Genomic DNA, 12,992 nt, shown 5'->3' with positions numbered 1-12,992 from the left:
GCGGGTGAGCTGCTGCGCCGCCGCGAGCCCGGCCGGGCCGGAACCCACGACCGCCACGCGCCTGCCCGTGGGCAGCCGCGCCTCCTCGACACGGACGTGACCGTCCTCCCACGCCTTCGCCGCGATCGTGTTCTCGACGCGCTTGATGCTCACCGGGCCGCCCGCGTCGGGCGAGATGGCGAGCACGCACGCCGACTCGCACGGAGCCGGGCACAGCATGCCGGTGAACTCCGGGAAGTTGTTCGTCGCGTGCAGCCGCTCGGAAGCCTGCTCCCAGTCACCCCGGCGCACGAGGTCGTTCCACTCGGGGATCAGATTGCCCAGCGGGCAGCCCGCCCCTGTCGAATGGCAGAACGGGATGCCGCAGTCCATGCATCGCGTGGCCTGTTGCCGCACCGCGCGGTCCCGCTCCTCGGGGGCCACGTCGGCGTACACCTCGTGCCAATCGTGCGCGCGCTCGTCGCGGGGCCGCTTCGGCGGGTCCGCGCGCCCGTACCGCAGAAAGCCCTTCGGATCAGCCACGGGCTGCCTCCATGATCACTTCGTCGACGTCGCGGCCCTGCTCACGGGCCGCCCTGGCCGCCTCCAGCACACGGCGGTAGTCGGTGGGCAGCACCTTCGTGAAGCCCGCCGCGCGGCGGGGCCAGTCCGCCAGCAGCGCCGCGGCCACGTCCGAGCCCGTGTACTCGTGGTGCCGCCGCACCACCTCGCGCAACCACGCCAGATCGTCGGAATCCGGCGCGACCGGCTCCACCATCGCATCGTTGAGCAGGCGCCGGTCGAGGTCGAGGACGAACGCCGTGCCACCGGACATGCCCGCCGCGAGGTTGCGGCCCGTCGGGCCGAGTACCACGGCGTTGCCGCCGGTCATGTATTCGAACGCGTGGTCGCCGACGCCCTCGGCGACGAGCAGCGCCCCGGAGTTGCGCACCCCGAACCGCTCGCCCACGAGTCCCCGGGCGAACAGCTCCCCCGAGGTGGCACCGTAGGCCAGGGTGTTGCCCGCGATCACCTGGTCCTCGGCGGCGAACGGCGCGTCCGGGTGCGGGCGCAGGACCACGCGCCCGCCGGACAGGCCCTTGCCGACGTAGTCGTTGGCGTCCCCGACCAGCTCCACCGTGATCCCCGGCGGCAGGAACGCGCCGAGCGACTGCCCGGCCGAACCGGTCAGCCGGACCCGCACCGTGTCGTCGGGCAGTCCCGCGCTGCCGTAGCGGCGCGTGACCTCCGAGCCGAGCAACGTGCCGACGGTGCGGTTGACGTTGCGCACCGGCAGGTCCAGCCGCACAGGGTGGGCGTCCTCGAGGGCCGCCTCGGCGAGCTGGATCAGCGTGCGGTCCAGGGCGCGGTCGAGGCCGTGGTCCTGCTCGCGGACCTTGCGCCGGGTGTCGCCGTAAGGGCTCGCGGTGGGTGTCGCGAACACCGACGACAGGTCGATGCCCGCGCTCTTCCAGTGCCGCACGGCCTCGTCGACGTCCAACAGGTCGGCCCGGCCGACGGCCTCCTCCACCGAGCGGAACCCGAGCCGCGCGAGGTACTCGCGCACCTCCTGCGCGACGAACCGGAAGAAGGTGACCACGTGCTCGGCCTGGCCGAGGTACCGCGCGCGCAGCTCCGGGTTCTGGGTCGCCACGCCGACGGGGCAGGTGTCCAGGTGACACACCCGCATCATCACGCACCCGGCCACCACCAGCGGCGCGGTCGCGAAACCGTACTCCTCGGCACCGAGCAGCGCGGCCACGATCACGTCGCGTCCGGTCTTGAACCCGCCGTCGGCCTGCACGGTGATGCGGTCCCGCAGGCCGTTGAGCATCAGGGTCTGCTGGGTCTCGGCGAGGCCGACCTCCCACGGTGTGCCCGCGTGTTTGAGCGAGTTCATCGGGGACGCTCCCGTGCCGCCGTCGTAGCCGGAGATCAGCACGACGTCGGCGTGCGCCTTCGACACGCCCGCCGCGACCGTGCCGACCCCGAGCGTGCTCACCAGCTTGACGTGCACACGGGCGCGCTCGTTGGCGTTCTTGAGGTCGTGGATGAGCTGGGCGAGGTCCTCGATCGAGTAGATGTCGTGGTGCGGCGGCGGCGAGATCAGGCCCACGCCCGGCGTGGAGTGCCGGGTCCTGGCGATCCACGGGTACACCTTGCCCGGCGGGAGCTGCCCGCCCTCGCCCGGCTTGGCGCCCTGCGCCATCTTGATCTGGATGTCGTCGGCGCTGACCAGGTAGTCGCTGGTCACGCCGAACCGGCCGCTGGCGACCTGCTTGATCGCACTGCGCCGCAGCGGGTCGTGCAACCGCTCGGGGTCCTCACCACCCTCACCGCAGTTCGACCGGCCCCCGATCGTGTTCATCGCGATCGCCAGCGTCTGGTGCGCCTCGTGCGACAACGCGCCGTACGACATGCCGCCCGTGGTGAACCGACGGCAGATCGACTCGACCGATTCGACCTCCTCGATCGGCACCGGCTCGCGCTCGCCCTCGCGGAAGGAGAACAGACCGCGCAGCACACCCCCCTCGCGGGCCAGCCGGTTCACCTCGTCGACGTAGGAGCGGTAGACCTCCTCGCGGCGCGACGCGCTCGCGTGCTGCAGCAAGAACACGGTTTCGGGGCTGAACAGGTGCAGCTCTCCCTCGCGGCGGTAGGCGTACTCGCCGCCGGTCTCCAGTCCGCGGTGAGCGCGCTCGGCCGGGTTGTCCGGGTACGCCCGCCGGTGCCGCTGGGCCACCTCCTCGGCGAGCACGTCGAGGCCCACTCCCCCGACCTTCGACACCGTGCCGGTGAAGTATTCGTCGAGCACTTCCTGCGACAGGCCGAACGCTTCGAAGACCTGCGCACCGGTGTAGGCACCGACGGTGGAGATGCCCATCTTGGACATGATCTTCAGGACGCCCTTGTTCAGCGCGGCGACGTAGGCACGCACGGCCGCGGCCGGTTCGGTGTCGGTGATCGCGCCCTGGGCGATCATGTCCTCGATCGTCTCGAAGGCCAGGTACGGGTTCACCGCCGCCGCGCCGTAGGAGAGCAGGGCAGCCACGTGGTGCACCTCGCGGGCGTCACCGGTCTCCACGACGAGCGCCACACGCAGCCGTTCCCGCGTGCGCACGAGGTGGTGGTGCACGGCGGACACGAGCAGCAACGACGGGATCGGCGCCATCCGGTGGTCGGTGTCGCGATCGGACAGCACGAGCGTGCGCGCGCCCGCGGCGATGGCCTCGGACGCCTCCTTGCGGACCCGATCGATCGCCTCGGCCAGCGCGGCACCACCGCCATCCACATCGTACAGTCCGGACAGCACGCTGCACGCGAAGCCGGGCAGGTCGCCGTCGTCGTTGACGTGGATGAGCTTGGCCAGCTCGTCGTTGTCGAGCACCGGGGAGGTGAGCTGGATGTGCCTGCACGAGGCAGGACCCGCGTCGAGCAGGTTGTGTTCCGAGCCCATGATGCGGCTCATCGAGGTGACCAGCTCTTCCCGGATCGCGTCCAGCGGCGGGTTCGTCACCTGCGCGAAGCCCTGCTTGAAGTAGTCGTAGAGCAGCCGCGACCGCTGGGAGAGCACCGAGACCGGGGTGTCCGAGCCCATCGACCCGACCGGTTCGGCGCCGGTGGCCGCCATCGGGGCGAGGAGGATCTTCAGCTCCTCCTCGGTGTAACCGAAGGCCACCTGGCGGCGCAGCACCGAGGCGTGGGACTGGGTGATGTGGTCGCGGTCGGGCAGCTCGGACAGGGAGAGCAGGCCCGCGTGCAGCCACTCACCGTACGGCGCCTCGGCGGCCAGCGCGGACTTGATCTCGTCGTCACCGACCACGCGCCCGGCCGCGGTGTCGACGCAGAACAGCCGCCCGGGCCGGAGCCTGCCCTTGGCGACGACCTGCTCGGGCGGAATGTCGAGCACACCGCTCTCGCTGGCGAACACCACCCGGTCGTCGGTGGTGCGCCACCAGCGCGCCGGGCGCAGCCCGTTGCGGTCGAGCACGGCACCGACGAGCGCACCGTCGGTGAACGTCACGCACGCCGGGCCGTCCCACGGCTCCATCAGGCCGGCGTGGAAGCGGTAGAAGTCGCGCCGGGACGGCTCCATCGTCGCGTGGTTCTCCCACGCCTCCGGGATCATCATCAGCACCGCGTGCGGCAGCGACCGCCCGCCCAGGTGCAGCAGCTCGAGCACCTCGTCGAACGAGGCCGAGTCGCTGGCTTCCGGTGAGCAGATCGGGTAGAGCCGCTCCAGGTCGCCGGGCACCAGGTCGGAGGCGAGCAGCGCCTCGCGGGCGCGCATCCTGTTGCGGTTGCCCCGGATCGTGTTGATCTCCCCGTTGTGCGCGACAAACCGGTACGGGTGCGCGAGCGGCCACGACGGGAACGTGTTGGTGGAGAACCTGCTGTGCACCAGAGCGATCGCCGTGGCCAGCCGCTCGTCGGCCAGGTCGGGAAAGAACACCGGGAGCTGGGCCGGGGTGAGCATGCCCTTGTACACCAGGGTGCGTGCCGACAACGACGGGAAGTACACGCCGCACCCGGCGGCCACGCTCTCGCGCTCGGCGCGTTTGCGCAGGCAGAACGCGCGCCGGTCCAGGTCGATGCCCGCGGGCGCCGCCTCCTCGTCACCGCGCCCGGCGACGAACACCATCGCGAAGTGGGGCATCACCGACCGGGCCGTCGGGCCGAGATCGGCGGCGTCGGGGTCGGTCGGCAGGGCACGCCAGCCGAGCACGCGCAGGTCCTCCTCGGCGGCGAGGCGTTCGATCAGCGCCTCCGCCTCGGCGCGGGGACCGGGATCACCGGGCAGGAACACCAGTCCCGCGGCGTAGGTGTTGCGTCCCCGCGTGTCCGGGCCGGGCAGCGCGTGACCGGCCACGGCGCGCAGGAACGCGTCGGGGAGCTGGAGCAGGATGCCCGCGCCGTCACCGCTGGTCGGTTCCGCTCCGGCGGCGCCCCGGTGATCCATGTTCGTCAGCGCGGTCAGGCCGTCGCGGACGATGCGATGCGAGGGCCTTCCCCGGATGTCGGCGACCATGGCCACACCGCAGGAATCCTTCTCCGCCGCGGGATCGTAGGCACCCTGGCGAGGCGCAATCGCGGAGAAGATCAAGGGGACCTCCTGCGTCGTCGTCGTGCTCGACGTTCGTGCTGGGCACGGGACGACAATGGCCCGCCGATGAGCGCGACTTTAACACCTTGGAAACACCGAGGCACCGGCTCGACGAGCGAATCGGCGACCCGCCGGCCCCGCGCGCGACACCGCGATTCGGGCCGGTGCCGCCGACGACACCGACCGGTGCTGCGTACTGCCCGAGTTTAGCCCAGCGCAGGGCTGGTACCGTCCCTCGCGACGCGGTCGGGAGCGAAGTCCGGTGTGATTCCGGCGCTGTGCCGCAACTGTGATGGACCCGCCGTGACACCGTGCCGACACGGTGTCGTGCGGGCCGAGCCAGGTCGCCTCCCGCCCGCGCCGACGCCATCCGCCTCCGGCGCAGAGGTGCGGCGTCCGCGACCGCCGACGGCGGTCCGGCGCGGCCACCGGCGCCGGACCGAGAACCGAGGTTCGATGTTGCCTGCCAGACGGTCGCCCCTGTCCCTGTTGCTCGTCCTGTCCCTCGTGCTGGCCCTGTCCGCCTGCGCGGAACGGGAGCCGGAGACCGCCTCCGCACCCGGGGACTCGACGGGCTTTCCCGTCGAGCTACGGCCCGAAGGGGCGCCGGAGGTCACTCTCCACGAGCGGCCCGACCGCATCGTTTCCCTGTCGCCGTCGACGACGGAGACCCTCTACGCCGTGGGGGCGGGCGAGCAGGTGGTCGCCGTGGACGAGATGTCCACCCATCCGGCGCATGCCCCGCGCACCGAACTGTCGGGCCTGAACCTCGACCCCGAGGCGCTCGCGGCGCACGACCCCGACCTCGTCATCGTGGAATCCGACCAGGACAACGCCCTGCGCGACGCGCTCGCCGAGACGGGAACGGCCACGCTCGTGCTGCCCGCTCCGCGGACCCTTGAGGGGATGTACCGGCAGTTCGAACTCGTCGGACGAGCGACGGGCCACCCGCACCGGGGTGCCGACCTGGCACGGACGACCGAATCCGAGATCGCCGACCTGGTCGCCGACGTGCCCCGGACCTCCACGGACCTGTCCTACTACCACGAGCTGAGCCCCGACCTGCACAGCGTGACCTCGGCGACGTTCATCGGCCGGGTCTACGACCTTTTCGGGCTGACCAACATCGCCGACCAGGACGATCCCTCCGCGCACGGGGGCTACCCTCGGCTCTCGGCCGAGCGTGTCCTCGAGGCCGATCCGGACCTCGTCGTGCTCGCCGACACCCGGTGCTGCGGCCAGAACGCCGACACGGTGGCACAGCGCCCGGGGTGGGACACGCTCACCGCCGTCCGGCAGGACCGGGTGCTCACCGTCGACGACGACCTCGCCTCGCGGTGGGGCCCGCGCCTTGTCGAGTTCGTCGGTGTCCTCTCGGACGAACTGAGCCGGACGGGCGCGTGACCGTGCTCGACCGCCCGGCACGCGCCGCGACGGAACCCCACCCGGACGGGGAGCGGGCCGACGGCATCGCGGACCCCGAGCGCGCGGATGCCACCGCCAGGGCCACCACCAGGCTGCGCCCGGGTGCGCTGCTGGTAGCCCTGCTGGTGCTCGTGGCCGTGGTCGTGCTCGCCCTCGTCGTGGGGGCGGGCGAGCTCGGCTGGCGGCGGGTCCTCGACGAGCTCGTCGCGCAGGTGACCGGCACGACCTCGCCACTGTCGGAGCGCGAGGCGGCGATCGTGTGGCAACTGCGCCTGCCCCGGGTTCTGCTCGCCGCCGTGGTGGGTGCCGCCCTGGCGAGCGCGGGCGCGGCATTCCAGGGGGTGTTCCGCAACCCACTGGCCGAGCCCTACCTGCTCGGCGCGGCGGCCGGTGCGGGCCTTGGCGCCACGGCCGTCATGGTGCTCGCCCCCGCCGTCACCGGCTGGGTGATCGGACCGGTGCCGCTGGCGGCCTTCACGGGCGCGCTCACCGGCGTGGGCCTGAGCTGGGTGCTCGGCCGCTCGGCGGGCAGTGGCACCGCGACCCTGCTCCTGGCGGGCGTGGCCGTCACCGCCTTCCTCACGGCCGTCCAGACGTTCGTGCAGCAGTTGAACACCGACACCATCGACGAGGTCTACACGTGGACGATGGGCGGACTCAACGTCACCGGCTGGCAGGACCTCTGGCTGACACTGCCCTACGTCGTCCCGGCCCTGGTCGTGCTGTGCGTGTGCGCGCGCCTGCTGGACGTGCTGGCCCTCGGCGACGCCGAGGCGGCCTCGCTGGGCCTGCGGCCCGGACTGGTGCGGCTGGTATCGCTCGGCGCGGCGTCGCTGGCCACGGCGGCGGCCGTGGCGGTCAGCGGCCTGATCGGGTTCGTCGGCATCGTCGTGCCACACGTGGTGCGGCTACTGGCCGGGGCGAGCTACCGGGTGATCGTTCCGCTGTCGGTCCTCGGTGGCGCGGCGTTCCTGGTCGCCGCCGACCTCCTGGCCCGCACCCTGATGCCGGGAGAGCTGCCGCTCGGCGTGGTGACCGCGTTCGCGGGCGCGCCGTTCTTCGCGCTGGTGCTGCGGACGACACGGGGGCGGACCCCGTGACCGGCACGCGGCCCACCGACAGTGCTGAGGCGCCCGCGTTGCGCCTGGCCGGGGTGAGCGCGGGATACGGCTCCGTGCCCGTGGTCCGTGATGTTTCCCTCACCCTGCCCGGCGGGAGCTGGCTCGCGATCGTCGGCCCGAACGGCGCGGGAAAGTCCACGCTGCTCAAGGCCATCGCCGGGCTCCTGGAACACCGGGGCAGAATCGAGACACACGGCGTCGCCACCTCGGCGCTGCCCCGGAGGCGGCGCGCCGCCGAGATCGGGTACGCGGCACAGAACCCCGTGCTGCCGGACCGGCTGACGGTCACCGACTACGCGCTGCTGGGGCGCACCCCGCATCTCGGTGCGCTGGCGCGGGAGGGACCGGAGGACATGCGCGTCGTGCGGGAGGCCCTGTCGAGGCTCGACCTGGACGATTTCGCGGCCCGCAGGCTGGAGACGCTGTCCGGCGGCGAGCGGCAGCGCGCGGTCCTGGCCCGTGTGCTGGCCCAGCGCACCCGGATGCTCGTGCTCGACGAGCCGACCTCCGGGCTGGACATCGGGCACGCGCAGACACTGCTCGACCGGCTCGACCGCCTGCGCACCGAGGACGGCACGACCGTGGTGACCACGCTGCACGACCTGACGTTCGCGGCGCGCTACGCCGACCTGCTGCTCCTGCTCGACCGGGGCGAGGTGGTGGTGCTCGGCACGGGCGCCGAGGTGCTGACGGCCGCGCGGCTGCGCGACCACTACGCGGCCACGGTGGAGATCCTCGGCACGAGCGACGGGTATCCCGTCATCGCCCCGGTGCGGCACGGCACCGACGAGCAGGAGTGAGGTCAGTCCCCGTCGCGGCGCGCGGGCCCTCCGGAGCCGCTTCCGTCGGCCCGCTCGCCTCCCTGTGGTTCCACGCCAGGGGACACATCGCGCGAGCGTGCGGCCCCGTCGTGTTCGCCCTCGTCTCCGGCCGCGTCGTGCCCGGTCCCGGAAGCGGCGTCCCCGGAGCCGTCCTGATCGGCACCGGGGCCGGCCAGGGACGCCGGATCCTCCCTCGGCCCGCGCCCGCGAGCCAGCACGAGGTACACCACCGCACCAGCGAAGAGCAGCATCGAGGTCCACACGTTGACGCGCAGTCCGAGGATCGTGTTCGCCTCGTCGGTGCGCATCATCTCGATCCAGAACCGGCCCGCCGTGTACCCGGCGACGTAGAGCGCGAACACCCGGCCGTGCCCGAGGCGGAAATGGCGATCAGCCCACACGAGCAGTACGGCGACGCCGAGGTTCCACAGCAGTTCGTACAGGAAGGTGGGGTGCACGACCGCGATCGGCACGTCGCTGACCGCGATTCCGTCGAGCGGACCCGGGTTGTCCGGTGTGCAGGCGGTGGCCGGGAACGTGTCGGTGACGCGGCAGTAGATCTCCAGTCCCCACGGCAGGTCGGTCTCGGCCCCGTAGAGCTCCTGGTTGAAGTAGTTGCCGAGCCTGCCGACGGCCTGGGCGACGACGATGCCCGGCGCGATGGCGTCGGCGACGGCGGGCAGCGGAATGCCCCGGCGGCGGCACGCCAGCCACGCACCGACACCGCCGAGGGCGATCGCACCCCAGATGCCGAGTCCTCCGTCCCAGATCGCCAGCGCGTCAACGGGGTTTCTGCCCGGGCCGAAGTAGAGCTGGTAGTCGGTGATCACGTGGTAGAGCCGACCGCCGACGAGGCCGAAAGGCACGGCGAACACCGCGATGTCGACGATCGTGCCCTTGCTGCCGCCCCGCTGGACCCAGCGCCGGTCACCCCACCAGATCGCGAGGACGATGCCCGCGATGATGCACAGCGCGTAGGCGCGCAGCGGGAACGGTCCGAGCTCCCAGACCCCCCGGTCCGGGCTGGGGATGGTCGCGAGGAAGGCTGCCGACGCGGAGTTCACCGGGCTACCGTAGCGCGCCCCGCCACCGCCGACCGCACACCCCGCCGACCCCGCGCGTCAGCGGCGTTGGCGTGTCGTCAAGGCCTCCTTCACTGCGTTCAACGCAGGAAAGGGGGCCTTGACGACATGTCAACGCGGGCTGGGGCGGCGGACGCCGTCGGCCAGCTCGGCCGTGAGAGTCGCGAGGGGGGACGTGCCCTCGGCGGCCTTCGACACCAGGGCGGAGCCGACGATCACCGCGTCCGCGAAGCCCGCGACCTCGGCGGCCTGGTCACCGGACCGCACACCGAGCCCGACACCGACCGGCAGGTCGGTGTGCGTCCGCGTGCGGCGCACCAGGTCCGCCGCGCTGGAGCCGACCGACTCCCGGGCGCCGGTGACGCCCATGACCGCCGTCGCGTACACGAAACCGGTGGTCGCCTCCGTGGTCAGCGCGATGCGCGCGTCGGAGGACGACGGAGCCACGAGGAACACCCGGTCGAGCCCGTGCTCGTCGGAGGCGGCCAGCCAGCCGGAGGCCTCGTCGGGCGTGAGGTCGGGCGTGATGAGCCCGAGCCCACCGGCGGCGGCGAGGTCCCGCGCGAACGCGTCGACGCCGTAGCGGTGCACGGGATTCCAGTAGGTCATCACCACCGCACGCCCACCGCGCGCGGCCACCGACTCCACGACCTCGAACAGGTGCTTGAGCCGGAACCCGCCGCGCAGCGCCTCGTCGGCGGCGGCCTGGATCGTCGGTCCGTCCATGACCGGGTCGGAGTAGGGCACCCCGACCTCGACGAGGTCCGCGCCCGCGTCGATCGTGGCGGCCAGCAAGTCCTTGGACCCGTCCACGGTCGGGTAGCCCGCGGGCAGATACGCCACGAGGGCGCCGCGCCGCTCGGCCCTTGTCCGCTCGAACAGCTCGTCGAGCCTGCTCACACGTCCTCCACGAGCTTGAAGTAGCGCGCCGCCGTGTCCACGTCCTTGTCGCCGCGCCCGGAGAGGCTGACCAGGAGCCGCGCCCCGTCGCCGAGTTCGCGGCCCAATGCCAGGGCCCCCGCCAGCGCGTGCGCCGACTCGACAGCGGGAATGATGCCCTCGGTGCGGGAGAGCAACTGGAACGCGTCCATCGCCTCGTCGTCGGTCACGGCCCGGTACTCGGCCCGCCCGGTGTCCTTGAGCCACGAGTGCTCCGGACCCACGCCCGGGTAGTCGAGCCCCGCCGAGATCGAGTAGGCCTCGGTGGTCTGCCCGTCCTCGTCCTGCAACAGGTACGACATCGCCCCGTGCAGGGTGCCCGGCACCCCCTTGGTCAGGGTCGCGCCGTGCTGGTCGGTGTCCAGTCCCTTGCCGCCCGGCTCAAGGCCCACCAGCCGCACGTCGGCGTCGTCGAGGAAACCGTGGAAGATGCCGATCGCGTTCGACCCGCCGCCGACGCACGCGAGCACCGCGTCGGGCAGATGCCCGGTGGCCGAGAGCATCTGCTCGCGCGCCTCCTGCCCGATCACCCGGTGGAAGTTGCGCACCATGACCGGGAACGGATGCCCGCCCGCGGCCGTGCCGAGCAGGTAGTGCGTGGTGTCCACATTGGTCACCCAGTCGCGCAGCGCCTCGTTGATCGCGTCCTTGAGGGTGGCCGACCCTGTCGAGACCGGCACGACCTCCGCCCCGAGCAACCGCATCCGGGCGACGTTGAGCGCCTGCCGTTTCGTGTCGACCTCGCCCATGTAGACCACGCAGTCGAGGTCGAGCAGCGCGCACGCGGTCGCCGTGGCGACACCATGCTGTCCGGCACCGGTTTCGGCGATCACCCGGGACTTGCCCATCCGCCGGGTCAACAGCGCCTGACCGAGCACGTTGTTGATCTTGTGTGACCCCGTGTGGTTGAGGTCTTCCCGCTTGAGGAAGATGCGCGCGCCACCGGCGTGCTCGGCGAAGCGCGGCGCCTCGGTCAACAGCGACGGCCTGCCCGCGTAGTCGGCGAGCAGCCGGTGGAACTCGGCGGTGAACTCGGGATCGGCACGCGCCTTGTCGTACTCGGCCGCCAGCTCGTCGAGCGCGCCGTTGAGCGCCTCGGGCATGAACCGGCCGCCGTAGGGGCCGAAGTGCCCCCGCGCGTCCGGGTCGTGGCCGCCGTCCGGCATCCGCGTGCTCACCGGCTCGGCCTCGGGCAGGCCGGGTGCGACCCGGCGGTGACGAGCTTGACCAGCGCGCTCTTGGGATCGTCGGTCGAGACCAGCCCCTCACCGACGAGGACGGCGTCCGCCCCGTGCCCGGCGTAGGCCATGAGGTCTCCGGGCCCCCGCACGCCGGATTCGGCGATCTTGTAGGTGTCCATCGGCAGCCCGGGCGCGAGCCGGGAGAACACGTCCCGGTCGACCTCGAGGGTGTGCAAGTCGCGTGCGTTGATGCCGATCACCGACGCGCCCGCCTCCAGCGCGCGGTCGGCCTCCTCGGCGTTGTGCACCTCCACCAGGGCCGTCATACCGAGCGACTCCACCCGATCGAGAAGCGCGACCAGCGCGTTCTGCTCCAGCGCGGCCACGATCAGCAGGATCATGTCCGCGCCGTGCAGGCGCGCCTCGTGCACCTGGTACGGGCTGACGACGAAATCCTTGCGCAGCAAGGGAACGTCCACCGCGGCCCGCACGGCATCGAGGTCGGCCAACGACCCGCCGAAACGGCGACGCTCGGTGAGCACGCTGATCACGCGCGCTCCCGCGTCCTCGTAGTCCTTCGCCAGCGTCGCGGGCTCCGGAATCGCCGCCAGCTCACCCTTCGACGGGCTGCGGCGCTTGACCTCCGCGATCACGCCGATACCCGACTCACGCAGGGCACCCATCACGTCACGCGGTTCGGGTACACGCATCGCGCGCTGCTTCAGCTCATCGAACGGCAAGGCCGCCTCGCGCTCGGCGAGATCGGCACGAACGTCGGCGATGATGTCTTCGAGAACGCTCACCGGGCGGCCCCACCGGGAGTCACGACTGTTGGTTCACTCGCAAGGTGGCTCACAAAAACCTTCCCCTTCCCGCCGAATCGATGCTAACCCGCGCGGTGTCGCGCATCGGCTTCGGGTCGAATTCGCCTTGCCGGGCCGGGACAAACACCGGTGTCACCCTTCGCGTGCCGTCGGGTCCTCTCCCTCGGTGAGCGCGTTCCACAGCTCGCGGTCGCTGTCCGGCCGCGCGGCGGAGGCGCGCTCGGCGGCACCGGGAGCCGAGTAACGGGCACCCATGCGGGGCATCCGGTGCCCCCGCCACGCGAGCACCGCTCCCGCCGCAACGAGAAGCACCCCGCCCGCCACAGCCGCGGCCGGGCCCCACAGCGCCGGTGTGGGGGCGCTTCCGGTGTCGTAGCCGGGAGCCTCCATCCACGCGAGGCCGTGGGTGGCATCACCCATCGGGAGCAGCACCACCCACACGCCCACCAGGACCAGCAGGCCGCCGAGCACGCGCCGCGCCACCCCGCGCAGGGCCAGGGACGCGGCGACCGCCGC

General features: G+C 72.2%; 9 protein-coding genes and 1 pseudogene. 3 read left to right on the top strand and 7 right to left on the bottom strand.

Features of this window, described 5'->3' with window-relative positions; genetic code table 11:
• Positions 1–522 (bottom strand): annotated as a pseudogene (gene gltD / locus SACSA_RS0111925) (glutamate synthase); the annotation flags it as partial.
• Positions 515–5,083, bottom strand: a complete 4,569-nt coding sequence (gene gltB, locus SACSA_RS0111920) for a glutamate synthase large subunit (RefSeq protein ID WP_019816141.1) — start codon at positions 5,081–5,083, stop codon at positions 515–517. The gene gltB and the pseudogene gltD, both read right to left, overlap by 8 nt.
• A gap of 456 nt (positions 5,084–5,539) precedes the next feature.
• Between gltB and SACSA_RS0111915 the strand changes: the two genes are divergently transcribed.
• The 3 genes from SACSA_RS0111915 (at position 5,540) to SACSA_RS0111905 (ending at position 8,429) form a co-directional block, all read left to right on the top strand.
• Positions 5,540–6,487, top strand: coding sequence for an ABC transporter substrate-binding protein (locus SACSA_RS0111915; protein WP_019816140.1), 948 nt, complete (start codon positions 5,540–5,542; stop codon positions 6,485–6,487).
• Positions 6,488–6,552: 65 nt separating this feature from the next.
• Positions 6,553–7,608 (top strand): FecCD family ABC transporter permease, encoded by a 1,056-nt coding sequence (locus SACSA_RS0111910; protein ID WP_048876712.1) that lies wholly within the window; start codon positions 6,553–6,555, stop codon positions 7,606–7,608.
• Positions 7,605–8,429, top strand: coding sequence for an ABC transporter ATP-binding protein (locus tag SACSA_RS0111905; protein WP_019816138.1), 825 nt, complete (start codon positions 7,605–7,607; stop codon positions 8,427–8,429). The genes SACSA_RS0111910 and SACSA_RS0111905 overlap by 4 nt, the downstream gene beginning before the upstream one ends.
• 2 nt (positions 8,430–8,431) lie before the next feature.
• Here the strand turns inward: SACSA_RS0111905 and lgt are convergent, their stop codons facing one another.
• The 5 genes from lgt to SACSA_RS22640 all read right to left on the bottom strand — a co-directional run.
• Entirely contained in the window at positions 8,432–9,514 is a 1,083-nt protein-coding gene (lgt, locus tag SACSA_RS0111900) for a prolipoprotein diacylglyceryl transferase (RefSeq protein ID WP_019816137.1), read from the bottom strand.
• A gap of 129 nt (positions 9,515–9,643) precedes the next feature.
• Positions 9,644–10,432, bottom strand: a complete 789-nt coding sequence (trpA, locus tag SACSA_RS0111895) for a tryptophan synthase subunit alpha (protein WP_019816135.1) — start codon at positions 10,430–10,432, stop codon at positions 9,644–9,646.
• Positions 10,429–11,667 (bottom strand): tryptophan synthase subunit beta, encoded by a 1,239-nt coding sequence (gene trpB / locus SACSA_RS0111890; RefSeq protein ID WP_028661800.1) that lies wholly within the window; start codon positions 11,665–11,667, stop codon positions 10,429–10,431. Before trpB ends, trpA begins: the two co-directional genes overlap by 4 nt.
• Positions 11,646–12,455 (bottom strand): indole-3-glycerol phosphate synthase TrpC, encoded by an 810-nt coding sequence (gene trpC / locus SACSA_RS0111885; RefSeq protein ID WP_019816131.1) that lies wholly within the window; start codon positions 12,453–12,455, stop codon positions 11,646–11,648. Before trpC ends, trpB begins: the two co-directional genes overlap by 22 nt.
• Positions 12,456–12,608: 153 nt before the next feature.
• The coding region (locus SACSA_RS22640; protein WP_019816130.1) for a Trp biosynthesis-associated membrane protein at positions 12,609–12,992 on the bottom strand (384 nt) is incomplete at its 5' end.

Origin of the sequence: Saccharomonospora saliphila YIM 90502, assembly GCF_000383795.1 — a bacterium.
GTDB classification, from domain to species: Bacteria; Actinomycetota; Actinomycetes; order Mycobacteriales; family Pseudonocardiaceae; genus Saccharomonospora; species Saccharomonospora saliphila.
Note: the sequence above shows the minus strand (reverse complement) of the source record. Positions and strands in the feature narration are given on the sequence as shown.